Origin of the sequence: Kribbella antibiotica (assembly GCF_004349055.1) — a bacterium.
Lineage (GTDB): Bacteria > Actinomycetota > Actinomycetes > Propionibacteriales > Kribbellaceae > Kribbella > Kribbella antibiotica.
In genome coordinates, this window is record NZ_SMKX01000128.1 from 1 (window position 1) to 26,378 (window position 26,378).

General features: G+C 67.6%; 20 protein-coding genes. 5 read left to right on the plus strand and 15 right to left on the minus strand.

Going from position 1 to position 26,378, the window contains the following annotated elements; genetic code table 11:
* Positions 1-29: 29 nt before the first annotated feature.
* The 3 genes from E1263_RS31795 to lysX form a co-directional block, all read right to left on the minus strand.
* Positions 30-803 (minus strand): alpha/beta fold hydrolase, encoded by a 774-nt coding sequence (locus tag E1263_RS31795; protein ID WP_132174128.1) that lies wholly within the window; start codon positions 801-803, stop codon positions 30-32.
* A gap of 61 nt (positions 804-864) precedes the next feature.
* Complete coding sequence (locus tag E1263_RS31800) at positions 865-1,767, minus strand: hypothetical protein (protein ID WP_132174130.1); 903 nt, start codon at positions 1,765-1,767, stop codon at positions 865-867.
* 77 nt (positions 1,768-1,844) lie between these two features.
* Entirely contained in the window at positions 1,845-5,204 is a 3,360-nt protein-coding gene (gene lysX / locus E1263_RS31805; protein WP_132174132.1) for a bifunctional lysylphosphatidylglycerol synthetase/lysine--tRNA ligase LysX, read from the minus strand.
* Between the two features lie 109 nt (positions 5,205-5,313).
* Here lysX and E1263_RS31810 point away from each other — a divergent pair, with 109 nt between their 5' ends.
* Both E1263_RS31810 and E1263_RS31815 read left to right on the plus strand, forming a co-directional pair.
* Positions 5,314-6,000: a DUF998 domain-containing protein gene (locus tag E1263_RS31810; protein ID WP_132174134.1), complete on the plus strand. Its 687-nt coding sequence runs from the start codon at positions 5,314-5,316 to the stop codon at positions 5,998-6,000.
* Positions 5,997-6,743 carry an alpha/beta fold hydrolase gene (locus E1263_RS31815; protein WP_132174136.1) on the plus strand — a complete coding sequence of 249 codons (747 nt, stop codon included), beginning with the start codon at positions 5,997-5,999 and terminating at the stop codon, positions 6,741-6,743. Before E1263_RS31810 ends, E1263_RS31815 begins: the two co-directional genes overlap by 4 nt.
* On the opposite strand, the gene E1263_RS31820 is transcribed toward E1263_RS31815, so the two are convergent.
* From E1263_RS31820 to E1263_RS31840, 5 genes are all read right to left on the minus strand, one after another.
* A complete protein-coding gene (locus E1263_RS31820; protein WP_238161710.1) occupies positions 6,740-7,969 on the minus strand; it encodes an ROK family transcriptional regulator in 1,230 nt (409 codons plus the stop codon). The two genes, E1263_RS31815 and E1263_RS31820, sit on opposite strands and share 4 nt — an antisense overlap.
* 83 nt (positions 7,970-8,052) lie before the next feature.
* On the minus strand, positions 8,053-10,977 hold the full coding sequence (locus tag E1263_RS31825; protein WP_132174140.1) for a helix-turn-helix transcriptional regulator: 2,925 nt from the start codon (positions 10,975-10,977) through the stop codon (positions 8,053-8,055).
* A gap of 109 nt (positions 10,978-11,086) precedes the next feature.
* Positions 11,087-11,305 carry a hypothetical protein gene (locus tag E1263_RS31830; RefSeq protein ID WP_132174142.1) on the minus strand — a complete coding sequence of 73 codons (219 nt, stop codon included), beginning with the start codon at positions 11,303-11,305 and terminating at the stop codon, positions 11,087-11,089.
* 145 nt (positions 11,306-11,450) lie between these two features.
* Positions 11,451-11,672: an uS10 family ribosomal protein gene (locus E1263_RS31835; protein ID WP_132174144.1), complete on the minus strand. Its 222-nt coding sequence runs from the start codon at positions 11,670-11,672 to the stop codon at positions 11,451-11,453.
* Positions 11,673-11,699: 27 nt separating this feature from the next.
* Entirely contained in the window at positions 11,700-14,594 is a 2,895-nt protein-coding gene (locus tag E1263_RS31840) for a type 2 lanthipeptide synthetase LanM family protein (protein WP_132174146.1), read from the minus strand.
* 419 nt (positions 14,595-15,013) lie between these two features.
* On the opposite strand from E1263_RS31840, the gene E1263_RS31845 reads away from it, so the two are divergent.
* Positions 15,014-16,057 carry an MsnO8 family LLM class oxidoreductase gene (locus E1263_RS31845; RefSeq protein WP_238161712.1) on the plus strand — a complete coding sequence of 348 codons (1,044 nt, stop codon included), beginning with the start codon at positions 15,014-15,016 and terminating at the stop codon, positions 16,055-16,057.
* Between the two features lie 20 nt (positions 16,058-16,077).
* Positions 16,078-17,541, plus strand: coding sequence for an NAD-dependent succinate-semialdehyde dehydrogenase (locus E1263_RS31850; protein ID WP_132174150.1), 1,464 nt, complete (start codon positions 16,078-16,080; stop codon positions 17,539-17,541).
* Here the strand turns inward: E1263_RS31850 and E1263_RS31855 are convergent, their stop codons facing one another.
* The 7 genes from E1263_RS31855 to E1263_RS31885 all read right to left on the minus strand — a co-directional run bounded on the left by E1263_RS31855 (position 17,542) and on the right by E1263_RS31885 (position 25,066).
* Positions 17,542-18,762: a glutathionylspermidine synthase family protein gene (locus E1263_RS31855; protein ID WP_132174152.1), complete on the minus strand. Its 1,221-nt coding sequence runs from the start codon at positions 18,760-18,762 to the stop codon at positions 17,542-17,544. It abuts the gene before it with no gap.
* Entirely contained in the window at positions 18,762-19,175 is a 414-nt protein-coding gene (locus E1263_RS31860; protein ID WP_132174154.1) for a hypothetical protein, read from the minus strand. Before E1263_RS31860 ends, E1263_RS31855 begins: the two co-directional genes overlap by 1 nt.
* A gap of 39 nt (positions 19,176-19,214) precedes the next feature.
* Positions 19,215-20,111, minus strand: a complete 897-nt coding sequence (locus tag E1263_RS31865; RefSeq protein WP_238161716.1) for a polysaccharide deacetylase family protein — start codon at positions 20,109-20,111, stop codon at positions 19,215-19,217.
* Positions 20,112-20,124: 13 nt separating this feature from the next.
* Positions 20,125-22,527 (minus strand): glycoside hydrolase family 2 protein, encoded by a 2,403-nt coding sequence (locus E1263_RS31870; protein WP_238161717.1) that lies wholly within the window; start codon positions 22,525-22,527, stop codon positions 20,125-20,127.
* A 76-nt stretch (positions 22,528-22,603) separates the two neighbouring features.
* The gene (locus E1263_RS31875) at positions 22,604-23,212 is read right to left on the minus strand and encodes an SGNH/GDSL hydrolase family protein (protein WP_132174156.1); all 609 of its coding nucleotides are present in this window, start codon (positions 23,210-23,212) and stop codon (positions 22,604-22,606) included.
* A gap of 10 nt (positions 23,213-23,222) precedes the next feature.
* Positions 23,223-24,320 (minus strand): Gfo/Idh/MocA family protein, encoded by a 1,098-nt coding sequence (locus tag E1263_RS31880; protein ID WP_132174158.1) that lies wholly within the window; start codon positions 24,318-24,320, stop codon positions 23,223-23,225.
* Positions 24,317-25,066, minus strand: coding sequence for a sugar phosphate isomerase/epimerase family protein (locus E1263_RS31885; protein ID WP_132174160.1), 750 nt, complete (start codon positions 25,064-25,066; stop codon positions 24,317-24,319). The genes E1263_RS31880 and E1263_RS31885 overlap by 4 nt, the downstream gene beginning before the upstream one ends.
* Before the next feature lie 283 nt (positions 25,067-25,349).
* Between E1263_RS31885 and E1263_RS31890 the strand changes: the two genes are divergently transcribed.
* The coding region (locus E1263_RS31890; RefSeq protein WP_132174162.1) for a LacI family DNA-binding transcriptional regulator at positions 25,350-26,378 on the plus strand (1,029 nt) is incomplete at its 3' end.

Here is a 26,378-nt window from a genome sequence, read left to right on the forward strand (position 1 = left end):
TACGCTTCTACTTGATAGTATAAATTCTACTAAATCACTTTTTTTTTTTCAAGCAGAAGACGGCATACGATATCGCTCAGTGTCTCGTGGGCTCGGGCGGCTTGGACCGGGAGGAGGATGCGGTCGTGGGTGCCCCAGGCGATGGTGACCGGTACGTCGGGGACGTCGCCTTGGAAGGTGATGCCGCGGCGGGCGTGGGCGGCTACGCGGTCGAAGGCGGGGCAGTCGCGGAGGGCGCGGGACTCGGCGATGACGGCTTCGGGGTCGCGGAGGGCCGGGCGGTGGTAGATGCTGCCGATGAGGACGCGGCGGCCGGAGGGGGTCCGGGCTAGGCGCTGCACGGTGGCTTCCGGCGTACGGCGGGCTACCCGGCGGAGGTTGGTGAGCAGGCCGATGGCCCAGCGGTTTTCGCGGGGTGACCAGAAGCCGGCGGGGGAGAGCGCGGTGACCGAGCGAACCAGGCCGAGTTGGCCGAGGCGGAGAGAGACCAGGCCACCGAGGGAGTTGCCGGCGACATGCGGGCGGTCGATGTCGAGGGCTTTGCAGAGGGCGTCGACGGTGTGGGCGAGGCTGTCGAGCTCGTCGGGAACACCCAGCGGTACGTCGGGGGATTCGCCGAAACCGGGGAAGTCGAGCGCGATCACGTCGTGCTTCTCGGCGAGCTGGTCGAGTACCGGGCTGTAGGCCTGCCAGTGGTGGCCGATGCCGTGCAGCAGCACCAGCGGCTCGCCCGAACCCTTGCGGTAGTAGGCGACCTCGACACCCGGGACGCCGGCCACACTCACGCTCGCGGTTGCACTCATGACCTCATCGTGAACCTACTGGCGCGTCCTGTCATCGTGACATGGTCGATGTCACATAGCCTTAATAAGCTTCCACCTCGCTGGTGGCCGCGTTTCCGGTGACTGTGGGCTGCAGATTGATCTTCCACGACTTGTCCGGACCGAAGGCCTGGTCGAACTTCAGGTACGAGCACCCCGTCCCGAACTGTTTCCGCGCGGAACTCCAGTCCGCGCCGCTCTTGTAGTACAGGTGATAGGCCCCGCCGATCCGCGTGATCGCCGCCGACTTCCCCGCCCGGATGTACGTCATCACGTGCGGTTCCCGCGGCGGCTTCCCGTCGGTGACGACCGAGATCGCGACATCCTTCGCCGTACCGTTCGTGATCTCCAGCCGCCCGATCCCGGCCTCGCCACGACGTACCACGGTCGCTCCGTTCGAAGGCCGCTCCAGCTTCGGCGCAGCGCCCGGGTCCGGCAGCGTCTTCCCGAAGGCCAGCTTGAGTTTCGTCAACGCCGCCAGCGCCGGTGCGAGGTCAGTGCGCAACTGCCGCTGGATCTTCTGCGACGTGTACGCGCCACCACCACAGCGTGCATCCAGCTCAGCCTGCTCCGAGTCGGACAGCTTGTACGCCGCGACTCCGATCCGGTCCTGCAACAGCTGATGTACGGCGCTCAGTCGCCCCTCGACCGTCAACGCGGCCAGCCGTCCGGAGGCGCCGTTCAGCGCCTTCGACACGTCACCCATGGCCTGCGCCAGCCCCTCGGCCGTCTGCGCCCGCGCGAGCGCCCGCAGACTCGACGCCAGCGCCTTCTCCGCCTTGGCTAGCTCAGCCTGGTACGCCGCTTGTCCCAGCGGCCCACTCGGTGCCGACGGTACGACGCTCGCCGGCCCACCGCTCGGTGTTGGCGTCGCGCCGTCCACCGGCGAAGCCGTGCACCCCGCGACCACGTACAGCAGTGCCCCAACTACCGCAACCTGCCTCATCCACCCCGCCCCAGTTCCAGCCCCGCTCCCTCTTCAAGGCTACGGGGCCGACACCAGGGCGACGACCCGGTTATCCGTTAAGAATCACGAGATGCAGGCCGGACGAACGGGAACGCGAGCGTGGCGCGAATGTTCTGGCCGGTCAGCATCATCATCACTCGATCGACACCGATCCCGAGCCCACCGGTCGGCGGCATCGCGTACTCGAGCGCACTCAGGAAGTCCTCGTCCAGCGACATCGCCTCAGGGTCACCGGCCGCAGCTTTGAGTGACTGCTCGGTGAGCCGGCGCCGCTGCTCAACCGGGTCGACAAGCTCCGAGTACGCCGTACCGATCTCGGCGCCGAAGGCGACCAGGTCCCAGCGTTCGGCGAGCCGCGGTTCGGTCCGGTGCGTCCGAGTCAACGGCGACGTCTCCAACGGGAAGTCGGTGTAGAACGTCGGCAGCGTCGTGTTCGGCTCGACGAGCTCGTCGTACAGCTCAAGCACCAGTTCACCGGCCGAGAGATCGAACGTCGTGTGCACACCGTGCTTGATGCACAGCTCGCGCAGCGTCTCCACCGAGGTGTCAGGAGTGACCGGTACGCCGGCCGCTCGCGCCACCGCGTCGTGCACAGTGATCACCGGCCAGTCGCCGGAGATGTCGATCTCGCCGTCCGCCCGCTGCACGACCGGCTTGCCGAAGACCGCGGTCGCCGCCTCGATCAGCAGCTCCCGGGTCAGCTCGCGCATCACGTGATAGTCGGCATACGGCTGATAGGCCTCGACCGACGTGAACTCCGGGTTGTGGGTCGCGTCGGCGCCCTCGTTGCGGAAGTTGCGGTTCAGCTCGAAGATCTTGCCGAGCCCGCCGACGCTCAGCCGCTTCAGGAACAGCTCCGGCGCGATCCGCAGGAACAGGTCCGTGTCGTAGGCGTTGATGTGCGTCTGGAACGGTCGCGCGTTCGCGCCGCCGTGCACCGCCTGCAGCATCGGCGTCTCGACCTCGATGAACCCCCGGGTCTCGAACCCGTTCCGCATTGCCCGTACGGCGGCGCTGCGCTGCCGCATCATCCGCAGCGAATCGGGGTTCATCACCAGGTCGATGTGCCGCTGCCGGACCCGGGCCTCGGGGTCGGTGAACCCCTTCCGCTTGTCGGGCAACGGGTGCAGGCACTTGGCCGCCATCATCCATTCGGTGGCCGCGATCGACAGCTCACCGCGCTTGCTGGTCACGACCTCGCCGGTGACGCTGACGTGGTCGCCGATGTCGACGAGCCGCCGCCAGTGATCGAGCGCCGCCTCGCTACATGCCTCGGCGGACAGCATCACCTGCACCTGAACCAGCCCGTCCTGCAACTGAGCGAACGCCAGGCCGCCGTGGTCCCGCATCCGCAGCACACGGCCAGTCACGGAGACCGTGTGGCCGGTGTGATGGTCAGGCGGCAAGTTCTGGTGCAGCTCGCGGATCCGCTCGATCGTCTCCGTCCGCAACACCGAGACCGGGTAGGGATCGATGCCTGCGGCAACAAGACCGACCAGCTTCGTACGGCGGATCTGCTCCTGCTCGGTGAGTTTGCGCTCCGGCAGTGCTGGCCGCAGGAGCGTCTCCTCCTGCTCGCGGACCGAGGCGGCGAAGGTGTCACCGTCGCCGGCCTGGATCGCGTGCCGGTCGTGGGTATCGGCGCTGTCGACCCGGGTCCAGGGGCGCGGCGCGGGCAGGAAGCCCTCGGCTGTCCCAGCCGCCAGCAGGACCTGAGCGATCGAGGCGCCGCCGCGGGCGTAACAGATCAGTCGGGGTGACCAGCGCGGCAGATACTTCTCGTTCGATTGGTAGAGACTCTCGAGCTGCCAGAAGCGCGACGCCGCGGTCAGCAGTGCGTTCGTGAGCCGCAGCACCGGGCCGGCGCCGACTCGCTCGGCGTCGCTGAAGATCTCCCGGAACATCGCGAAGTTCAGCGAGATCCGGTGCAGGCCGAGGTCACCGCAGGCCTCCACCAGTGACGCGACCATGAACTCCATCAGGCCGTTCACGGACTCCGGATCGCGGCGCATCAGATCCAGCGAGACTCCGCGCACACCCCACGGCACGAAGGACAGCAGCCCACGGATCTCGCCGTCGGCGTCGCGCGCGATCACCATCACGCAGCGCGCATCCGCCGGGTCGCCCAGTCGGCCAAGCGCCATCGAGAAGCCACGCTCGGTCTGCCCGCCACGCCACTTCTCCGCAAGCTCGACATACGACGCGAGTGCATCGGGGGAGAGGTCGCCGTGCCGGACGACCTCGGCGCGGTAGCCGGACCGCTGGGCCCGCGTCACCGCCTGCCGGACCGGTCGCATCGTGCGGCCCTCAAGACTGAAGTCGGCCACGTCGATGATCGCCTCGTCGCCCATAGCCAGAGCCCGCAGCCCGGCGTCGACGTACGCGCGCGCAGCCTCCTCGCTGGCAGACAGGACCGCCGGGGACCACCCATACAGCCGGGCCTCCTCGGTCCACGCCTCGATCGCTCCTGGCCAGGCCGCTGGATCACCCAGTGGATCACCACTGGCCAGGCTGACCCCGTTGACCACTCGATAGGCGATCGCGGAGTCACCGGCCGAGGAGAAGATGACCGCCTTGTCGCGACGGGTCGCGAAATACCCCAGCGAGTCGCGCTCACCGCTCTCGAGCAGCAGACGCCGTACGCCGAGCTCTTCGGACTGCGACAGGTAGCGGACGCGGCGGGCCGAGCGCAGGAAGATCGCGAACGCGACCACCAGTGACATGGCCGAGATCGCGCTGACGACCAGCCCGACCCAGGCGTGCCCCTTGTGGCCGTCGAGTTTGCTGTGCTGCTGACCGACCGCGGCGACCAGCGCCCAGCCGATCTTCTGCCGCTGGCCGGTCAGGGTGTTCGGGAAGACCTGGGTCAGCGAGATGCTGACGGCCACCGAGATCAGCATGCCGGTGATCAGCGCACCGACGGCGAGCCGCCGGCTACCCGGAGCGAGCCGGGCCGGGAATGCACCGCGGATCTTCCACAGCAGCACGATCAGGGCCGTCACCACCAGGACCTGCAGGATGCCGAACTCGAGATCCTTGATCGTGATCCGGTCCAGGTCGTCGATCCAGTCGGCCTCCGGGTTGGCCAGCAGCACCGAGCTGAACGCGACGAACGCGATCAGTCCGAGCAGCCACAGCCCCTCGAAGACCCACAGCACCCAGAGCAGCGCGGCCCGTTTTCCGCGCAGCAGCGCGCTGCCGACGACGGCCAGATACACCGCCGGGAAGAACGTGTGACCGGCCGGGATCCCGAAGAAATCGAACCCCTGGTCGATCCGTCGCACGTACGCCGGTGCGAAAAGATGCAACGGAATCGCAAGAAACGACCACACGGAGGCGAGCACGACAACGCGCCCCACCCACACCGCAGCGCGGTGCTGCCACGCCGGAATCACCTTTGTCTGTTCGGACCGCACCGTGCGATCATCCCACCTCGCTGGCCCACTGTCGGTCGACTTAGGTCTACTCCCGGGGTATACCTGAGTCTGAAGTCAAGGCCTTGGTGGATGTGGAAGGCTTACCGCCATGTTCGCCGTACCCGCCGGGTTCCCGTACCGCCTGACCAGGAACCTGATGATCGCCGCCGGCGTTCTCTACTGCAGCCTGCTGCTCGAGGCCGCCTGGGGCTACCCACTGAACGTCCACACCTCGTTCCTCAGCGAGCTGGGGGCGCGGGACCAAGAGACCAGTCTGTATGCGCGAGCGATGGATCTCGGCGCGAGCGTGCTGGTGCTGATCGCCTTCATCCTGGCCCGGCCGGCCGCGCGGATGCATCGCGACATCCGCGGCTTGATGATCAGTACGGCGCTTTTCGGCCTCGGGACGCTCGCCGACTCGTTCTTCCCGATGGACTGCGCGCCGTCGGCCAGCGAGGCGTGCCGGATCGCCGAGAAGCACGGCCATGACGGCGCGGAGCTGGTTATCCACGAGGTGACCTCGACCCTGGCCGGGATCGGGACGATCGCCCTGGGCATCTTCACGATCCTGGTGCTGCGCCGGATCGGCTGGGCCGGCCGTCGGGGCCGGGCGGTCGCCGTACTGGGCGGTGCGGTCTCCTTGACCAACGCCTGGCTCGGGATCGAGACCAGTCTGGAGGTGCTCAGCGGCGACGACCTGCACCTGCCGGGTGTTTTGCAGCGGGTGGCCATCACACTCGCCTGTATTTTGCTGGCAGTGTTGCTTCCCGCTCTGAAGCGAGGTTTTCAGCGATGACCACCTGGATCGTGCTCCCCGGCATGGCCGAGACCGCGGCGGAGTTCGATCGCGTCCGCGAGTTGCTGCCGGAGCTCGACCTCCACGTCATCGACCCCTGGCAGACGCCGGTGAACGCAGACCCCGCCGTACTGCGGACTGCCGCCGGGGTGCCGTCCGGCGAAGCGATCGGATTGATCGGGCACTCGATCGGCGGGCTGGCGGCGATGCGCTGGGCACTGACCCGGCCGCAGGAGGTTGCGCGGCTGGTTCTGGTCGACACGACCTTGCCGTCGGAGTCCGGTCGCAGCTGGCTCTATCCCGGGACGAGTGCGGAGCGAGTGGTTCGTGTCGTGCTGGGTTTCCCCGGCCGGATCGGGCTGCCGTGGCTCGTCGGCCCGCTCGTCCGGCGCTCGATGGTGCGGGTCGGCAGCGTGACCAAGAACGATCCTTTGCCCAAGGCAACGATCAGGAAGCTGTACGGCGATTCTCGTTCGTGGCAACGGTTCTGGGCAGAGCTCACGGCTAGCTGGATCGCGGCCAAGGATGTCAGCAAGTTGCTTCCGGCGAGCGGCGTACCGACTGTGTTGCTCGTGGCAACGGGTGGTAGCTCGAGTGTCGGCGCCGACACTTGGCTGGCCGGTCAGCGCGAGTTGGCAACGGCTTTGTCCGGCACCGTTGTGGTGCTCGAGGACTCGGCGCACCTCGTGCATCTGGACCGCCCCGACGCGATTGCCGAGGCGGTCCGGACCTTGCGTCCTTAGGTGGTGCTGGTCAGCGTCGGGGTCGGGAGCTTGCGCTGCCAGACCTCGTCGAGGGCCATCCGCATTGCGCCGGTGACGACCGCGTCCTCGGCCAGGGCCGACAGCTCCAGCTTCGGGTGGTTCAGCGTCAGCAGCCGCAGCTGGTCGGAGATCGCATCCAGCAGCACGGCACCCGCCCGGGCCACACCGCCACCGATCACGACCGCCGTCGGGTCCAACACCAGTACGGCGGGCGCGAGCGCGCGGGCGAAGTCGCGAGCAACCTGCTGCACGACCGCCTGAGCCACCGGGTCACGCTCAGCCGCAGCGGCGAAGACATCAGCAGTGTCGAGCTGGTCACCGCCCAGCTCGGCGAGTCGCGACTCCGGGTGATCGAGCGCCGCCTGGCGACCGAGTGTGGCGATCGCCTCCGAGCCAACCGCGCGCTCCAGCGGGCCGCGGCTGTCCTCGGGGTTGATGACATCGTCCGGAGCGGTGGCGATGAAGCCGATCTCACCGGCCGCGCCGGTGCCACGGTGCAGCCGACCGTCAATGACGATGCCGGCACCGAGCCGCTCGCCCCACTGAATCGCGAGCAAGGTGCCGGTCCCGCCGCGAGCCGCCGCGATGGCCAAAGCGGCCAGGTTCGCGTCGTTGTCCAGGATGACCGGGCAGTCGAGCAGACTCCGGACGTGCTTGATCAGGTCGATCGCAGACCAGCCCGGCACACTCGGAACCAGCTGAACCCGGCCAGTGTGCTCATCCACGATGCCAGGGCTCGCCGCAACGGCAGCAGCAATGTCATCGGCCGGCACCTCGGCCTCCGCGAGCGCCTCGGTGATCACCTCGCTGATGACCCCGAGCAGCTCCTGCGCAGTCCAGCCCGGACCAGAGCGCCGTACCAGAGCCAGCTTGCGCCCAGCCAGGTCAGAGACGCCGACCGTCACCCGGTGCGGGCCGACATCCAGCCCCAGCACCGGCGCAGCGCGACCGCGCAGCGACACCCGGATCGCCGGCCGCCCCAGCGAACGGTCCGCCGAATCCGGCCCGTGCTGCTGCAGCCAACCAGCATCCAGCAGCTCATCAACGGCCTGCGCAACGGTCGGCCTGGCCAGCCCCGTGCGCTCGACCAGCTCGGCAACGCGCAACGGCGCGGGCGCGGACCGGCGAACCGCGTCCAGTACCGCTGCGACGTTGATCCGCCGCAGCATCGTCGTACCGCCGCCGCCGACCGATCCCTTGCTCATGTCCGACCCCTTGCCTGCCACCCGCCCACTCTATATACAAAGCGAGGGTTCATAAATTACGCCTGGCAAATCTGTACCGTGGGTCAGTCTTGCAGCACGGTTCGCGCAAAACTGCTCAACGCCTCCCGATCCGGCTGTTGAGTCTTGGTCATCAGGCTCGCAACGTGCTTCTCCACGGTGCGCGGCGAGATGTGGAGCCGGGACGCGATCGACTTGTTTCCGATCCGATCGACGAGCAGCCGGCACACCTCGTACTCGCGGGTGGTGATGCCCAGGCGGCGCAAATCCGCCGGCACTTGGTCACTCCCGGTACGTCGCTGGGACACGGTCGCCCCGAGCTGCCGGAGCAACCCGCGGCAGGCGCTCGAAACCGGCTGAACGTTCGCGCCGTGGAAGTATTCCTCGGCCTGCCGAAGCCAACTGATCGGGTCACCCCAGCCATCGGCATGCGCCGGCTCGGCCACCAGCCGCATCCCGAGGTGCCGAGCCATCGGGTACAGAGATGACGTCTCCATCGCCTCGATCATCTTGGCGTTGGCCGCATCGCGCTGCCCATCGCGACCCAGCAGAATGGCATGAGCCATCTGCACGAACTGCTTGTTCCACCGCATCCCGCCCGCGGCCGTCGCGCTGATCACCTCGAAGTGCGGCCAGCTGTTCCGGCCCGCCAGCACGCCAAGGAGCAGCGAAAGGCCGTTCTTGCCGGAGGTATGGAACATCGTCGGATTCTGTGCGTCGTAGGCGAGCGCCTGAGCCATGTCTCCCTCCGCGAGCTCCCGGTTCTCCTCCAGCAGCGCACAGAAGGCGCGGCCGAGTCCGTAGGTGACCGGCAACTCGTACGGCGTGTTGTCGCGGGCCAGACTGGTTGCCTCGTCGAAGGTCTGCTCCATCGCGTTCCGGAGACCCCGATGGGCTTCGAGGATTGCCTTGTAGGCCAGGAAGACCGTCGCAGTGCCGTTGAGCTGGAGCCGACGGGTCACCTGGAAACCCTCGTCGGCGATCGTGGCCGCGAGCGTGTACTCCGCGCGCATGACCGCCTGCAGAGTGAGGATGCAGTTGACCTCATAGACGAGCGCGATCGCGCCGATCCGCAGTCCCTGCTGACGGGCCCGCTCCAACTCGACGAGACTGCCGGTGGCCAGACAGATGTTGGCGCCCTCGTACACGTGCGCCAGGACCCGCTGCAGGGCCATCCCGTGATTTTCGGCGACCTGACGGGCGCGCCGGAAGTAGGCGATCGACTCGTCGAGATCCCGCTCGCGAGCCAGGAGCCCGAGCAGCTGGAGCGCCTCGCAGGCCACCTCTGGCAGGTCGGCCTGCTCGGCGGCGGCGGCGGCCCGGGTCGCCAGCTCGGTGGCCGTCCGCAGGCGGCCGGGATTCGTCCGGGCTACCTCGAGGTTTGCCGCCAGAAGGTCGACCGGCGCTGTGTCGACAGGATCCGCGGCGTTGCCGAGCAGCGACCGGGCCACGGCCAGATGCGTCCCGGCGGCAGCCTGACGACCGGCCGCATGTTCGGCAAACGCCAGCTGCACGTGCAGTCCAGCCACCTTGCGGTGGTCGAGATTGCGGTCCGCCATGTCGTCGGCGGCAGCCGAGTGGAGGGCCAGGTCGTCGAACTGCCCCGCCGCTCTCAAGGCCACCAGCAGCAGACTGAGTACCTCGGCGCGCCGCTCGAGGTCGGCATCCATGGCCAGCAGGATATTCGCGCGCTCGAGGAGCTTGATCGCAGAGCTGGTGGATCCCTCCTCGAAAGATCGTCGACCGGTCTGCGCGAACAACTGGCCCGCCCGGCTCAGGTCGCCGCCGGTCTCGGCCAGCTCGGCCACCATCGGGGACCACTCGCCGGGCAGGCCGGGATGCAGTTCTTCGATCGCGTCCGCACACCGCCGCGCCAGCCCGGCGCGCTCGGTCGGCGTCAAGCCGGCCAGCAGGGCATCCGCGGTCAGCGGATGGCAGAACGCGTACCAGTCCGGGACCGGTTCGTCCGGCCCGACCAGTTGGGCGGCGACGCCCGCTCGGAGCGTTGCCAGCAGCAACCGTTCGTCCGTGCCGGTGGCCTTCCGGACGACACTGAGCGGAAACCGATGCCCGATGACAGCGGCCAGGACCAGAATGTCGCGCGACTCGCTGCCGAGTTGGTCGGTCCGGCTCGTGATACTGCGGACCACCGCGGCCGGCACGTTGGTGCGCAGGCCGTCGATCATTTGGAGACTGCCATCCGGTTTCGCCAGGAGCTGCCCGGCCCGGCTGGCCTCCTGCAGCAGTTCCTCGACGATGAACGGGACGCCGGCGCTGTCCTGCCACAACCGTTCGCACAGCTCTTGCGGCAGGCTGTCGACCGGCACCTCGAGGCAGGCCGCCGCGAGCTCGATGACCTCGGCCGGCCGGAGTGGTTGCAGTCCGAGGAGGATCGCCGAACCACGCTGGGCGGCGATGCGCGCCAGTTCCGTGGCCGGGCACTGATCCGGGCGCATGGTCGCGACCAGGGTGATCGGCTGGTCCTCGAGGTTGTCGAGCAGATACTCCACGACGGCCATCGTCTCCGGGTCCGCGTCGTGCAGGTCCTCGAGGACCAGCAGACAGCCGCGGTCACGGCCGACCAAGGAGAGCAGGCGCAGTACAGCCTCACCGAGCACAACCGGTGAGGCTGTGGTGTCATGGGCGGTCCCGTCGTCCCATTCGGGAATCAGCCGCCCGAGCACCTGCCGGTAAGGGCCGAGGCTCTCCGGGTCGGGCATCTCGCCGCGCCGGATCAAGGCCAGTAGCGCCTCGGTGAAAGGGCGGAAGGCAACCATGGTCCCCAGCGCGCCGACCCGGCCGCGCAGCGCGGCCATCCCGTCGTCCAGGGCGCGAGCTGTAGCGAGCGCCGCGAGGCGGCTCTTGCCGATTCCGGGCTCGCCGACCAGAAAAACGGCACCCCCGTACCCGGCGCGTGCTGTGGCCAGCAACTGAAGGAGCTGGTCGATCTCCGAGTTCCTGCCGACCACCCTGGGCGAACGGGTCTGCATGGTGGCCACTGTAATCACCGATCCTTGTTACCGCAGCGGCATCGGCGAAGTCGGCCCGGCAGAATGCCCGGCCGACTTCCCTGATTCAAACGCTCGCTGGATGGCTCGGTCAGAAGGGCCTGGTCGTGGTGGTGGTGTTGCCTCCGTCCGCTGCCACGGCCATCGCGATTGTGGACAGGCCGACTATGCCGGTCAGGGCCAGTGCCCTGGCGCCGATCCGGATGCGGGTGGGCAGGGAGACCGGACCCAGTGGGTCGGTCTCGGTCGCGGCCTGGTCAGCCAGGTCGCGACACTCGTCGTTCTGGAGGTCATGGTTCTCGGCGGTCATGGTTGTCTCCTGTTGCGGATTGAATGATTCCGGCAACAGCACGGACAGGCCGGGGTTCCCGCCAGACCGGTCAGCAGACCTGGAGATGGAACCGCACGAGGTGTACCGCACTGTGGACGTCGTACTGCGGTCGTGGACAGCTCGGTCAGCAGGTGGTTGTGGTGATGGTGATGGTGTTCGGATCGGTTCCGACGACTGCTGCTGCGGCGGCGGCCAGTCCGACCACGCCGCTCAGTGCCAGCGCCCTCGCGCCGATCCGGAGGCGGGTGGGCAGGGTGATGGGGCCCAGCGGGTCGGTCTCGGTCGGGGCCTGGTCAGCCAGGTCGCGACACTCGTCGTTCTGGACGTGATGGTTCTGGGCGGTCATTGGTTCTCCCCTGGTGCTGATTGGACGTCAGCGGCGCATGGCTCGCTTCCATCCGGTGGTTGATTCCAGCAACAGCACGGAGGGCACGCGTTCTGGGAACGCCAGCCGGAGCAACCCGTATCCGATTCCCGCCAGACCGGTCAGCAGACCTGGAGATGGAACCGCACGAGGTGTACCGCACTGTGGTCCGTACTGCTGTAGTGCAGCGAGCACCAGCCGGATACGGTTGTGCCGTACCCCCTCAACGGCTGGGTGATCGCTTTCGGTCAGCCACGCCAGTGGCTCGACCGCGCCGAGCTCGCCATGACACAAACTGAGGTCTGCGAGTACCGGACGTTCGGAGGCGGCCCTTAAATACACTTCAAGGTCCACAGAGTTTCCGGCCACGAGCTGAGCCAGGGTGATTCCGGCGTCGCCGGAACACCAACCAGGGCTGGGCTTCTGGCCATTTCGGTCTAGATCAGCTGCGGTGGCAGCTGCAGCCGCGTACTTGTCGCCGGGCGTGGCGTAGCGGCCGAGTGTCCAGGCGAGACCCTGGTAGCCGCGAGCGAAGCCTGGGCGGGGTGCGACCTGACCGCTTCCGACGACCTGGACGAGCTCGTCGGCGTAGCGCTGAGCCAGCCGCACGGCAGCTGGTACGTCGCGGATCGCCTGCATGGCCGCGAGTCCGCCGGCTGCGCCTTCGGTGTACGTCGGGAACTCGGCCGGGTCCGGTGTGAGCTGAGCCGCGAGGTCGAGCGATGCGCGCAGCCAGGTCGACAGTTCGGCATCGCCGAGCAGCGAGGACAAGCGGTCCAGTCCGTAACTGATCCCACCGAGGCCGTGCAGCCCCGGACCGATCATCTGCGCTGACTCGAGGTCGGATCCGAGTGCCTGCAGCAATTGGGGGATCGGGCGGATGACATCGCGGGCCAGTTCGCAGTACTTGCGCTCTCCAGTCAGCGCGCCGACCTGTGCCAGGAAGAGTGCCGTACCGGTGTAGCCGTTGGTCAGGCCGGCACCCATGGGGCGCACTGCCCAGTGGTTGTCGTCCAGCAGTTCCAGGCCGATCCAGTTCGCCGCACCGCCGGTCTTACCGATGACCTGGGCAACGATCTCGTCGGCAATGTCGGTTACGGCGGCCAGTACGCCGTCCGGGTGCGCGTCCGTGGTGCCCAGCCAGGGGCGAGCTTTCGTGGTGCTGTGGGTGATCGGCTCCGGTCGAGTCGCCAGCGTTGCGGAGATCAGCCACCGCTGCCGATGCTGGTCGACATCGCTCAACGACGCGATCTTCTGCTCGACCTTGGCGAGCCCCTCAGCCGCAAGGACACCGGGGATGTGCGTGCCATCTGATGCCCAGACGTCGCGGCTGCCCGGGGTGACTGTGAACAGGGGGATATCTCCTGCCCACAAGTCGTCCAGTTCGTGCGGGACGAGGCTGTGTAGCCAAGAGCCGGCATCCCACAACAGGTCAAGCAGCTGACCGTGCCCGTCTGCCTCGCGCAAGGCGTTCGGGTGCGTCGCCTCCTCGAGCAGGCCGGCGTACAGACTGCTGTTGCGCGGTACGAAGCGCACCTGGTCGTGCGCGCAGCGGGCCAGCATTCCGTCCGCTCCCAGGAGCTCGCGGCGGTTCCGGGCGATCGCCTGGTAGGCGTCCCGGAATCCCATCAGTACGGCGATCTCGTGGTCGCGCGGTTCGATGGCCACGCCGTCGAGGATCGGCCGGTTGTTTCCGGTGGGAACCGGAGCGGGCCGGCGGACCAGGTGCATCGAGTCCAGACCGGCGTCGGCCCACTCGACGCGGACCGCCGCTGCTTCGGCATCCCCGCCGAGCCCGGAGATGTCGGCCACTGAGCCGCTCTCACCGACGATGAGCAGCGGCAGCAGGGCAGTGCGGGAAACCGAGCTCCGAATGGTTTGGCTCGCTGGATCGTCGCTGGTCGGGCCAGGCGGAGTTGGCGACGGATGGAACAGAGTCTCGATGTCCACCAGCACCGGGTGCTCGCCGAGGGCGATGAGGTTTTCGTAGTGCATGTCGGTGCCGTCGAGGACGTACAGGAGCGCCAGCAGGGCGCCTTGGCGGTGATAGAAGCGCCGTACGGCACCTGCGTCGGCACAAGGCTCAGCGGTGATGAACTCCAGCCAGCCATAGTCCGTACGGCGTTCCAGGCGGACCGTGCGCAGGTCCAGACCGGTTTTGCTGTTCAGCCAGTCGAGGAACTCGTTGAAGTGGCCGTGCAGATCGAGGGAGCGCGGTTTGTAGATCAGGTGGCGGCCATCGGCGAAGGTGAGGGTGGCGGTGACGCGGCCGCCGCGGTGCGCGTCGCCGGCGGCCTCGATGGAGACCAGGGCGCCGGGGTCGTGGCCGCCGAAGATGCCGGTGACGAGCGACTCTCGGTCCTCGGCGAGCCGTGCCAGCAGCTCGAGGTGACCCTCGACGCTCTGTCGGCACGACTCGCCCAGGACCCGGGCCAGCACCGGATAGGCGGCCAGGAACTCCGCCAGCTCGCTCCCTCCAACGAGCTGGTGGGTGAAGTCGAGGAAGCGCAGCGCAGGGGTGTCACCGGCGAGCTCACCGCGGTTGCGGGCTCGGGCCAGTTCCAGTACCAGCGTGCGGGAGGCGAGCTTGACCAGTCGGAGGCCGAGGCGGTCCAGGAACTGCTCGGTCAGTACGCCGGTGTGTCCGGCGGCGGTCAGGTCGTCGCGGGCGACGGTGAGCAGGGGCTGCAGGCAGCGCATGAACGCCTGCTGCCAGTCCTCGCCTGCCGACACCGGGTGTGTGCACGGGTGGGCGGCGGTGCTGCGCTCGACGTACTGGGCCCAGGCCGGTGTAGGACCGGCCCTCTCATCTGACCGCAGCTCGTCCGGCCGCAGCGCGGCGGACCACCAGGCGTTGTCGCGCTGGTCGGTCCGGAGCGGACTCGCGGTCGTTGAGCTGAGCATTTGCTCAGGCTGCCATTCACAGTCGGTGCTCGACATGGGTATCGGGCCCCCATATTTCTCGCTGGAGCGGGGACATCGGGATGACAACGATGGGCAACTGCCGCGGGGCGACGACTGGGGGTTGATCACCCCGCGGCAGCAGCGCCCGGCCGGCCTTTGGTGGAAGGCAGGCCGGATCAGGTGGGGAGCGCTAGGGCTCCCGATCTCGTCTGTGCACTCGTCCTTGACCTCCTCTGCCGCGAATTACTGGAAGGAACGCCGGGAACAATGCCTGACGGCTCAGCCAGACGGCAAGGGATTGGATCCCCCATCTTTCGGGGTGGGGGCGCGCAGAAACATGGGGGCTGGACCCCCATGTGCAAACGCGCACGCGCTGCGACGGTGGTCGGGTGTTATCTCCTCTGACTCCTGGTTTGCCGGTGTCTGCGCACTCGGTGCTGGACACCGTTCCGCAGCTGCCCGGTCAGTCGGCTGCGGCCGCTCTCCGGGAAACGGCGGAGGTCGCACAGGCTGCCGACGACCTCGGTTACCGCCGGTTCTGGTTGGGGGAGCAGCACGGCGTCCGGGGCGTCGGCAGCGCGGCACCTGCCGTTCTTGCCGCAGTCCTGGCAGCACGCACTGACCGGATCCGGCTCGGCTCGGCCGGCGTGCTTCTGACCAACCACCAGCCGCTGGTGATCGCCGAACAGTTCGCCGCGCTCGCTGCGGCGTACCCGAGTCGTATTGACCTCGGTGTGGGCCAGCAGTTCAGTCATGCACCCAGTACGGCGGCCGCGCTCGGCGGTAGCGCGCGGGACACGTTCCCGCAGCGACTCGACGAGCTGTGCGGGTTCCTCCGGGACGGGATGCCGGGGCGCGCGCCAGTGGGCGACGTGCGGCTGTCGCTGGCCGGACTGCCGCCGCCAGTGCTGGTGTGTGCCGACCACCCCGGTGCGGCCGCGGTTGCCGCCGTACGGGGGTTGCCGGTCGTGATCCAGCATCACAGTGCGACTGCGATGACCAGTGCGGCGGTGGCGGCGTACCGCGATCACTTTGAGGCCAGTGGGCCGACTGTGAAGCCCTATCTGGCGGTGACGATCGGAGTGGTGGCGGCGGACACCGAGCAGGAAGCCATCATCCGATTCGCCGAGTATGTGCGAGTCAAGACGCGGCTCAGCGTTGCGTCGCCACGGGCGACCACAGCTGACCTGATGGCGTTGCTGGAACCACCTCTGACCGGGCGCGAGCGTGGTCGCGCCGAACGGCTCCTGGACGACCCGAGCCACATCGTCGGCTCACGCACCTCAGTGGTCTCGGCACTCGGCAATCTGGTCGCCGGTACGACGGCCGACGAGCTCATGCTGGTGCCGTTGGCCTTCGACGGTCTGGTGCGGTCGTCGATCCTGCGCACGATTGCCGCCGGTCTGACCCGGGCGATCCGGACGGTACCGCGGCACGCTCCGCCGCTCATTGCCACTGCCTGACAGCGACCTATGGTGGGTACATGGACCAGCAGCAGGAGCAAGCCGTTGTTGACGCGTGTCCGACCGAGTTGTTCATCGGTGGCAAGTGGAGAGCCGGTGAGGGCGGTAAGACGCTAGCCGTCGAGGACCCAGCCACCGGTACGACGCTCTGCCAGGTGGCTGATGCCAGTCCGGCCGACGGCATGGCCGCACTGGACGCAGCGGTCGCAGCACAGGCGGACTGGGCCGCGACAGCGCCACGTGAGCGCGGAGAGATCCTGCGCCGCACCTATGAGCTGATGACTGAGCGCGTCGACGAACTGGCGTTGCTGATGACGCTCGAGATGGGCAAGCCGCTCGCAGAGTCCAAGGGGGAGATCGCGTACGCGGCCGAGTTCTTCCGCTGGTTCGCCGAAGAGGCTGTGCGGATCGAGGGCAGCTACCAGGTCGCACCGAACGGCAAGGGCCGCTTCCTAGTGATGCGGCAGCCGGTCGGCCCGTGCCTGCTGATCACCCCGTGGAACTTCCCGGCTGCCATGGGCGCTCGCAAGATCGGCCCAGCTGTTGCCGCCGGCTGCACCATGGTGATCAAGCCGGCCTCGCAGACGCCGCTGTCGATGCTGAAGCTGGCCGAGCTGATGACTGAGGCCGGACTGCCGGCCGGTGTGCTCAATGTGGTGACCACCAGCGACTCCGGTGGCGTCATGGAACCGCTGATCCGCGATGGCCGCGCCCGCAAGCTCTCTTTCACCGGCTCCACCCAGGTCGGCATCAAGCTGATCGAGCAGGCCGCAGAGCAGGTGCTGAAGACCAGCATGGAGCTGGGCGGCAATGCGCCACTACTTGTCTTCGCCGACGCCGACCTGGATCAGGCCGTCGAGGGAACCATGCTCGCCAAGATGCGCAACGGCGGCGAGGCCTGTACGTCGGCCAACCGGATCTACGTGCAAACCCCCGTGCTGGAAGAGTTCTCCCGACGCCTCAGCGAGCGGATGGGCGCGCTGACCGTCGGCCGCGGGACCGAGGACGGCGTCGATGTCGGTCCGCTGATCGACGCGACCCAACGGGACAAGGTCAAGGACCTGGTCGACGATGCGGTCGGACGGGGCGCGCGGGTCCTCACCGGTGGAACAGTTGCTGGGGGCAACGGCTACTTCTTCCCGCCGACCGTGCTCGCTGATGTCCCGCGCGACGCCCGGCTGCAGAAGGAGGAAATCTTCGGCCCGGTCGCGCCGATCACCGCCTTCGACACCGAGGATGAAGCCGTCGCGATGGCGAACGACACGGAGTACGGGCTCGTTTCCTACCTGTTCACCAACGACCTGACCCGCGCCCTGCGCATCTCCGAACGCCTCGAGACCGGCATGATCGGCCTCAACCAGGGCATCGTCTCCAACCCGGCGGCGCCGTTCGGCGGGGTGAAGCAGTCCGGTCTCGGCCGCGAGGGTGGCACGGTCGGCATCGACGAGTACCTAGAGACCAAGTACATCGCGATCAACATCTAGCTATTCAGCTAGCCAGCGCTGGACAGTCTCCGCATCGGGGCGGGGGCTGGTGCCGATCGCATGCGGGACGAAGCGGGCGTAGTAGTCGGTGATCGGCCCGTCGGACTCGCGCACCATCATGCCGGCGGCCGCGCCGTCGACGATCCAACTACCGAGCACCGCCTGGTTCCCCTCGTACGACGGGAGCGGGTGCCACGCCTGGTAGACCATGGTCGACATGTCGTACGGACCAGCCTGCGTGTGGTCGGTGTCATCGGTGTGGATGATGATGTTGCTGCCCTCGCGCCCGTGCAGCGGTTTGGCCACCCACTCGGTCAGATCGCCAGGGTGACCGAAGTACGCGGGCAGGAGGTTCGGGTGGTCCGGGTAGAGCTCCCAGAGCACCGGCAGGATCGCCTTGGTGGACAGCATGGTCTTCCAGACCGGCTCGATCCACTGCACCGGCTGACGCTCGGTACCGGCCAGAATGAGCCGGCCGAACTCCTCGTCGAGCATGTCCTCCCACGGGTACAGCTTGAACGCCGTACGGATCGGTCGGTTGCCCCAGTCCACAAAGGCGCGCTGCGCGGAGTCCCAGCCGACGTCCTCGATCTGATGCCCGTACGTCGCCAGTCCGGCCTGCGCTGCGGTGTCGCGGAGGTACGCGACCGTCATCTCCTCCTCACCGGACGTCTCGGCGGCAGAGTTGAAGAAGTGCGCCTCTTTACCGGGGAATCGGCCCGCTGCGAGCTGGCGAGCCCACCACTGCACCAGCCGGTCGTGCACTGAGTTCCACTGGTCGGCGTCCGGGAACACATCCTCCAGCCAGTTCCACTGGATCACTGCGGACTCCACTAGCCCGGTCGGGGTGTCTCCGTTGATCTCCAGCATCTTCGGGTCAGCGCCGTTCCAGGCCAGGTCGAAGCGCGCGTACATGGAGAGGTCCTCGCGCTTCAGCGACTGCTGGACCAGGGGCAGCGTGCCGGGCGCCAGACCGAGCTGGGCGTCGGAGAAGCGATCACCTGTCGCCATCACCTCGGCGGCGTGCCGGCACATCGCGTAGAGCTCCTCGGTGACGCGTTCGAGGTGCAGCACCTCGTCCATGGTCACCTCGTACCAGGCGCTCTCGTTCCAGTACGGGCGTTCGGAGCCGTCAGGCATGTCGGTCATCGGGAACACCAGTCCCTGTTCGACGACCTTCTCTCGCCAGCCCGGCCGTGGCTTACTCGCATGGCGCCACATCAGCCGCCGGACCTCCCATGACTCGAGTGGCCGAAGCCACCGCGCGAAACAGTGCCGATGTCGCCACCGCTCTTCGACAGTCCACCACGCTGGATCGTCGGCGCGCCACTACCGTCACCCGTGCGCTCATCGCGTTGCCGCGGCACGGTGTAGGTGCCACCGCCAGTGTTGTACCGCCCACCGATCGCCGGCACGTACGCACTGCCCCGAGTGGCCATGTAGAACCAGAAGAACCCTGCGCCCGACCCGTGGTACTCGCGCTCGTCCTTGCACTGGTCGTCGTCGACCCGGGTCTCCGTCTGCGGATCCACACAGATCGCTGCGTAGTCGGCCGTGTCGTCGTCGCTGGAACACCCCGTCAGAGTGGCCGCAACCAGAGCAGTGAGGCCGAGCGTGATGCCTACACTCCGCATCCGCCTCTTGTTCACAAAGAGACTGACGGGGCAGTCAAGTCAGCGGTTCCCGCTCATGAGCTGAGTCACAGTGACCAGCTGGAAGCCGCGAGCTCGCAGCTCCTTCACGATCGGAGTCAGTGCCTCATCCGTGTACGGCGCGTTGTCGCCACCGTGCATGTGGAGTACGACGACCGAGCCGTTCTGCACGTGGGACAGCACCTGCTTGATGATCGGCTTCGGCGACTTCGCGAAACCGTCAGCCCCCGGTACGTCGAGTCCGACGGCGGTCACTCCGGCAGGAGCGAGCTCATGCAACGCCGTACCGTCGTAGCAACCACCGGGGAAGCGGAACCAGCGAGTGGCCTGCGGATCGAGCGCATCGAGCTGCTTGACCGCCTTCTGCACGTCAGCCAGCATCTCGGCGCGGGGGACCGTGCCCAGCGTGTAGCAGTGCTTGGTGAAAGCGCGGTGGTCGTAGGTGTGGGTGCCGAGCTCGAACAGCGGGTCAGCGGCCAGCTCCCGCGTCACCTCCGGGTACTCCTCCATCCACATCCCGGTGAGGAACATGGTGGCGGGCACCTGCAGTGCCCGCAGCTCCTGGATGAGAGCAGTGTTGTAGTACGACTTGACCTTCCCACTCAGCAGGCGCTTTCGCATGACCGCCGTCAGATCGGCGTCGAACGTTAGCGCCACCCGCTTCTGGTCCCGCGGCCCGTGGTCCACGATCGGCATCAGGTTGCTGTTGTGAGACGCCCCCGGCCGACCATTCGGCGTACCGACCGGGGTGGGTGTGCTGCTCGGTGTCGGGGAGCTGGGTGGGGGAGCCGGCGTCGGAGTGGTGGCCTTGGGCGTCGTAGTGAGTGGGACGACGCCCGCCGACGGTTCTTGCTCGCCACAGCCCGCCACCACTAGTACGGCCACCAACAGCAGCGCAATCCCCCGTGCCCCAGTCACGGTCGCCAGTAAATCAGTGCAGCAGGTCGTTCGCCGAACGCAGTACCGGTACGCCGACCTCGGCCGGAGCGCTCGCACCGGTCACGTGGAAGGTGTGCGAGTCCCCGGCGGACAGAGTGATCAGGCAGGAATCCACTCGGGCGGCCGCATCCAGGCGGTCCGGGAACAACGCCAGGTCCTTGGCCAGCGCGGTCGCCGTGACCGTGACGTCGTACCCGTCCGTTGTCGGGGTGACGGCCGCTGTGTAGGCATCCGCTGCCAACTGCAGCTTCGTGTCTTCGACGAAGTACCAGTACGCCGATGAGCCGTCGTCCCCACGGACTTCCAGGTACTCAGAGGTTGCGTCGAAGGAGATGAGCGAAACCGGCACCGTGCTCAGGATCGCGGAGCGGGGCTCTACTTCGAGAGCGATGCTCTCGCGGGCGAACGTTTCGCCACCCGGACCGGTCGCCCGGCGAGTCAGCGTCAACTGGGTCGACCACGGTTCGTCGGAATCGTTGTGCGCGGCAACGACCAGCCCGTCCTCGGTCGGCTGCACGGTCAGCAGGTGCTCGGCGTACACCTTCTTCAAGGCGAACCAGAGCGGCTTGCGGATTCCGTGCCCGTCGACCGCAGCCCACGAAACCACCGGCCAGTTGTCGTTGAGCTGCCAGATGATCGCGCCGGTGTTCAGCGGGAACAGACTGCGGAAGTGCTCGATCCCGTAGATGATCGCCCGCGCCTGGTTGAGCTGCGTGGTCCAGTGCCAGTCATCCATCGACTTCCACAGCGGCAGGTGGTCCCCGAGTCCGCGCTCCAGCTTGAGGTTGCCCTCATACGCCTTCTGGTGCACGAGCATCTGCTCGCCGTACGGGTCGAGTGGTTCGTCGTGCACGACCGAGGTCAGTGTCGACCAAGCCGGCGGTCCCTGGAATCCGAACTCCGACACGAACCGCGGCTTGTACTTGCGGTAGTTCGTGTAGTCGACCTGGTTCCACACGTCCCAGATGTGCATGGTGCCGTTGCGGTCGTCGTTCGGGTGGATGAAGTGGTCGTACGAGTACGGGCTGCCCTCCGAGTACGGCGTCCGCGGGTCGAGCTCGGCGACGATCTTCGGCAGTAGGTCGAAGTAGTAGCCCTCACCCCACTTGCGCCCGGCCAACGGCGCGCGCCAGCCCCACTCGACGTACCCCCAGATGTTCTCGTTGTTGCCGTTCCAGACGGCGAGGCTGGCGTGCCTGCTCAGCCGCGTAACGGCCTGCTGTGCTTCGGCCTCGACTTCGCTCCACAGTGGCTCGTCCTCGGAGTACGCGGCGCAGGCGAATAGGAAGTCCTGCCAGACCAGCACGCCTTGCTCGTCACAGATGTCGTAGAAGTCGTCGGTTTCGTAGATTCCACCGCCCCAGACGCGCAGCAGGTTCATACCGGCGTCGAGCGCGTCCTGGATGCTCGTCTCGTACGTCGAACGGTTCAGGCGAGTGACGAACGCGTCGTCGGGGATCCAGTTCGCGCCGCGGACATAAATCGGCTTGCCGTTCACCGACAGGACGAACGGACCGCCATCCTTGTCCGGGGCAACGTTCATCGTGATGTCGCGGAACCCGACCCGGCCGGTCCAGCTGTCATCGCCGGCCGCCACGCTGACGTCGTACAGGGGTTGTGCGCCGTGACCGCGCGGCCACCAGAGCTCGACATCGGCGACGGTGCTGGTCAGTACGACGCTCTCGGTGCCAGGGGTAACTGTCGCGGTGGCTGTCGTCCCGCCGACCTCGACGGTCACGGTCGTCTCGGCGGCGCCTGCGCTCCACGCCAGCGCCACGTGCGTGGCGAGCACGCCGTCGGCGCTCGCCAGCGGACGGACCGAGTCGATGCGGACGCCGCTCCAGGACTCGACCCGGATCGGCTTCCAGATCCCGGCGGTGGCGAGGTCGGGGCCCCAGTCCCAGCCGTAGTTGCTGGCCATCTTCCGGATCGCGTTGTACGGGTGCTTGTTCGTGTGCGGCCAGAGCCCGAGCGTCTCGGCAAACCTCTGCGCGGCCTCGACCGGCGCCTCGAACGCGATCACCAGTTCATTGCTGCCAGCAACCAAAACATCGGTGACGTCGAAGCGGTAGCCGCGGTGCTGGTTGCGGGTCCCGCCGAGCTCAGTCCCGTTCAGCGTCACGGTCGCCACCGTGTCGAGCCCGTCCGCCACAAGCTCCTGTACGGCGTGCTCGTCCGCGGCCCAGTCGAACGTCGTCCGATAGGTCCAGTCCGTCGAACCGATCCACGCCAGCTTGCTCTCGTTGTCGCCGTCGAACGGATCGGGAATGAGTCCCGCCGCGAGCAGATCGGTGTGCACCTCACCAGGAACGGTTGCTGTGACGGGCGCCCTGTCGGCAGCCTCGACGGTCCAGGCGGCGCCACCTTCGGTGGTCAGGTTCTTGCGAGCAGTCACAACGCAACTCCAGGGAGTGTGAACCGGTTTAGTCAGGACAAACTACCGCCCCCGGAGTGAGGCCCGGGAGCGGTGGTTAAGGGGTGAGAACGTACTGAATCCACAGATCGGCGAGTGCCAGGTGACCTGCGGCCGAAGGATGCACGCCGTCGTCGGCCAAAGTCGCCGGACCAACCTCGAGCGCCAGCTTGTTGAGCTCGACATCGGCCGGTACGAGGATCGCGTCGTACTCGAGCGCCAGCTTCCGGACGACCTCGATCTTCGGATCGAGATCCTCCCGCCAGGCCGCCTGCTCAGGCTTGACCGCCAGCAGGAACGGCTCGACCAGAACGAGCGGGCACTGCAGCGGCTCCAGCAACTGCCGGTACGACGCCTCGAACGCCTCGACCGTGGTCGGGTCGAACTTGTCGTACCGCCGCCAGGTGTCGTTGATCCCGATCAGGATCGACACCACGGACGGCTCGAACGCCAGCACATCGGTGGACCAGCGGGCGACCAGGTCGACCGCGCGATTGCCGCTCGTACCGGCGTTGACGATCCGCGGCCGGTTCTCGCCGAGCGCGGTGGCGATGTCGCGGGGATAGGTGTTGCCCAGCCCTGTGGGGTCGGTGCGGTGACCGCCGTCGGTGACGGAGTCCCCGGCGAACACGATGGTCCACCGGGGATCCAGCTCAAGCTTGTTCATACCGTCGTTTCTACAGGGTCGCTGCTTGGACGTCCCAGTCTTCCGGCAGAACCGGAGCGACCTCGACCGTGCTCGTCACGTCGACGAACGCGCCGCTGTCGATCGACTGGGTGATGGACGACATCACGTCGACGATGTGGAACGCGAGCGCGCCGTTCGCACGGTGCGGCCGGTCGGCACGGATCGCCCGAGCCATCTCCAGCACGCCGGTGCCACGCTCGGCCGAAGCCTTGGTGGTCTCCAGCGTCTCCCAGTCCTCAGCGCCGCGGCGGCGGATCTTGATCTCGCCGTCGAACGCGTTCGGGTCCGGTACGGCGAGGGTCGCGTCGGAGCCGGTGATCTCGACGAACCCGGCCCGGGACAGCGGTGAGTCGAAGCTGAAGATGCTCTGCGACGACTGCCCCGACTCGAACCGTGCGATCGCGCTGACGTGGGTCGGAACCGTCACGTCGAAGTCGGTCCCGGCCAGCGGACCTGATCCGATCGTGCGCTTCTCCTTCGACTTCGACCCGATGCCGGCCACGGCCGCGACCGGTCCGAACAGCTGGACCAGCGTCGTCAGGTAGTACGGGCCGATGTCCCAGAGCGGACCGGCGCCTTCCTGGAACAGGAACGCCGGGTTCGGGTGCCACGACTCCGGGCCGGGCGACTGCATCAACGTGAGCGCGGTGAGCGGCGTACCGATGTCGCCCCGCTCGATGATGCGCCGCGACTCCTGCAGACCCGGACCGAGAATCGTGTCCGGCGCGCAGCCCAGCCGCAGGCCGGCGTCCTTCGCGGCGGCGAGCAGCTTGAGGCCGCTCTCCTGGTCCAGCGAGAACGGCTTCTCGCTCCAGACGTGCTTACCGGCGGCAATGGCAGCCAGAGCCACCTCGACATGCGCGATCGGGATGGTCAGGTTGACCACGATCTCGACGTCCGGGTGATTCAGGACGGTCTCCGGAGCCCCGTGGGACTCGATGCCGAACTGGCTCGCCTTCTCCTTGGCAGCCTCCGGCCGCAGGTCGCCGATCGCGACGACCTTCAGGTCGGGGAAGCTCTGCATGCTCTTGATGTAGGCGTCGGAGATAACCCCGGCGCCGATGACACCTACGCCAACTGCCGTCATGCGGGTGCGCCCTCTCCGGTGAGGAACTTGAAGGAGCCCTCGACGGCGTCGAAGATCTCGCCGGTGAAGTCGTCCAGCTCGACCACGCGCAGGGCCTGCGGCGCCGCGGCGAGGATGTCGGCGATCGCGATGGTGCCGTCGCCGACAGCGGTCTGGGCCTTGTTGTCCAGCGTGCCGTCGCCGTCCTTGACGTGGATCGCCTGGACGCGGTTGCCCCACTTCTTCAGCAGGGCCGGGATGTCACCGCCGCCGACGACGCCCCAGTAGGTGTCGACCTCGAGGATGACGTTGTCGTTCAGGTGGTCGATGAAGATCTCCAGCGGGTGGGCGCCGTCGATCTTGTTCTCGAACTCGAACTGGTGGTTGTGGTAACCGACCGTGATGCCGTGCTCGGCGGCCTCGACGGAAGCCTGGTTCAGGGCCTCGGCGGTCGCCTTGATGTCATCGGCCGACAGCCAGCGGGCCGGGTCGATGAAGGGCTCGATGACGGTGCCGATGCCGAGCAGTTTGGCGGCCTCGTAGATCGGCGCGGCCTCGTCGCGGAGCAGGCCGGCGTGCGTGGTGGGCGCCGACAGTCCGTGCTTGGGCAGCGCTTCGGCGAGCTTGTCCGCATTGCCCGGGATCCCGAACGGCTCGACCTTGGTGAAGCCGATCTCCGCGATGCGGGCCAGGGTGGCGTCGAAGTCCTCTTCGAGCTTGTGGCGGACCGTGTACAACTGGAGGGACAGGTTGTCCACTGCGACCATGAGTTTCTCCTCGTGACCGGCACTGCGCCCGCTGCCCTGGAGCCGCCGTACCGGCGTGATAGCCGAACCGGTTAAGTAACGCTGGCAACCGTATCCCACGGATGACTGCCTCGACTAGGGTCAGCCCAGACCTCGGGCAGGCGCGACCGGAACCGGCGAGTTCCGGAATGCGAACGAGAAGGTCACGCTCCGCTCCCATCTGGTGACACGGCGTGGAAACGCGCGCACACTAGAGGATTCCGGACCGACCGTCAGCGGTCCGGCCGCCCGTGAGGAGTTTGTTGTGCCCCGAGTCACCATCAAGGAGATCGCACGCCGCGCCGGCGTCTCCAAAGGCGCGGTGTCGTACGCGCTGAACAATCAGCCCGGAGTGTCCGCGGCTACCCGCGCGCGGGTTCTTCGAGTTGCCGAGGAAATGGAGTGGGTGCCGAATCGCGCCGCCCGTCAGCTGTCCGCGGCGCGCAGTGAAACCTTCGGCCTGGTGCTTGCGCGGACCGCGCAGACACTGACCGAGGAGCCGTTCTACATGGGCTTCGTGGGAGGTGTGGAGTCCGTGCTCGCCGAGCGCTCGTACGCGTTGGCCCTTCAGGTGGTGACCAACTTGGACGAGGAACTGGCGACGTACCGGAAGTGGGCCGCCGAGCGCCGCGTCGACGGCGTGATCGTGGTCGACCTGCGCGTCGACGATCCGCGGATCGCCCTGCTCCGCAAGCTAGGCCTCCCGGCCATCCTGGTCGGCGACCCTGAACTCGCTCAGGGTCTGCCGTGTGTTTACAGCGATGGCACCGCCGCCATGCACACCGCACTCGCCCACGTCGCCTCGCTCGGCCACCGCCGCGTCGCCCGCGTCGCCGGACCACCCGAGTACGGCGACGTCTGGATCCGTGACCGTGCTTTCGCCGCTGCCAGTGGCCGCTACGGCCTGCAGGTCACTGTCATCCACACCGACTACTCGGCCGACGAAGGCGCCGCCGCCACCCGCGACCTACTCGCCGCCGACCCACGCCCGACCGCGATCATCTACGACAACGACCTGATGGCCGTCGCAGGCCTCTCCGTTGTCCAAGGGCTAGGCGCCTGCGTCCCCCGCGACATCACTTTGGTCGCCTGGGACGACTCCACCCTCTGCCGAATCACCCACCCCCGCCTCACCGCGATGTCCAACAACATCGTCGGCTTCGGCGCCGAAGTAACCCACCGCCTCCTAGGCCTCCTAGACGGCGCCGCACCCCAATCCCACCTCTACAACACCCCGCTCCTCATCATCCGCGACAGCTCAGGCCCACCCCCGGTCGTCGCCCCGTCCTGCGAC

What these genes read in the sequence shown, in the direction of transcription:
- E1263_RS31795 (WP_132174128.1), bottom strand. Translation starts at nt 803, where the DNA reads ATGAGTGCAACCGCGAGCGTGAGTGTGGCCGGCGTCCCGGGTGTCGAG.
- E1263_RS31800 (WP_132174130.1), bottom strand. Translation starts at nt 1,767, where the DNA reads ATGAGGCAGGTTGCGGTAGTTGGGGCACTGCTGTACGTGGTCGCGGGG.
- E1263_RS31810 (WP_132174134.1), top strand. Translation starts at nt 5,314, where the DNA reads ATGTTCGCCGTACCCGCCGGGTTCCCGTACCGCCTGACCAGGAACCTG.
- E1263_RS31815 (WP_132174136.1), top strand. Translation starts at nt 5,997, where the DNA reads ATGACCACCTGGATCGTGCTCCCCGGCATGGCCGAGACCGCGGCGGAG.
- E1263_RS31820 (WP_238161710.1), bottom strand. Translation starts at nt 7,969, where the DNA reads ATGAGCAAGGGATCGGTCGGCGGCGGCGGTACGACGATGCTGCGGCGG.
- E1263_RS31825 (WP_132174140.1), bottom strand. Translation starts at nt 10,977, where the DNA reads ATGCAGACCCGTTCGCCCAGGGTGGTCGGCAGGAACTCGGAGATCGAC.
- E1263_RS31830 (WP_132174142.1), bottom strand. Translation starts at nt 11,305, where the DNA reads ATGACCGCCGAGAACCATGACCTCCAGAACGACGAGTGTCGCGACCTG.
- E1263_RS31835 (WP_132174144.1), bottom strand. Translation starts at nt 11,672, where the DNA reads ATGACCGCCCAGAACCATCACGTCCAGAACGACGAGTGTCGCGACCTG.
- E1263_RS31840 (WP_132174146.1), bottom strand. Translation starts at nt 14,594, where the DNA reads ATGCTCAGCTCAACGACCGCGAGTCCGCTCCGGACCGACCAGCGCGAC.
- E1263_RS31850 (WP_132174150.1), top strand. Translation starts at nt 16,078, where the DNA reads ATGGACCAGCAGCAGGAGCAAGCCGTTGTTGACGCGTGTCCGACCGAG.
- E1263_RS31855 (WP_132174152.1), bottom strand. Translation starts at nt 18,762, where the DNA reads ATGTGGCGCCATGCGAGTAAGCCACGGCCGGGCTGGCGAGAGAAGGTC.
- E1263_RS31860 (WP_132174154.1), bottom strand. Translation starts at nt 19,175, where the DNA reads ATGCGGAGTGTAGGCATCACGCTCGGCCTCACTGCTCTGGTTGCGGCC.
- E1263_RS31875 (WP_132174156.1), bottom strand. Translation starts at nt 23,212, where the DNA reads ATGAACAAGCTTGAGCTGGATCCCCGGTGGACCATCGTGTTCGCCGGG.
- E1263_RS31880 (WP_132174158.1), bottom strand. Translation starts at nt 24,320, where the DNA reads ATGACGGCAGTTGGCGTAGGTGTCATCGGCGCCGGGGTTATCTCCGAC.
- E1263_RS31885 (WP_132174160.1), bottom strand. Translation starts at nt 25,066, where the DNA reads ATGGTCGCAGTGGACAACCTGTCCCTCCAGTTGTACACGGTCCGCCAC.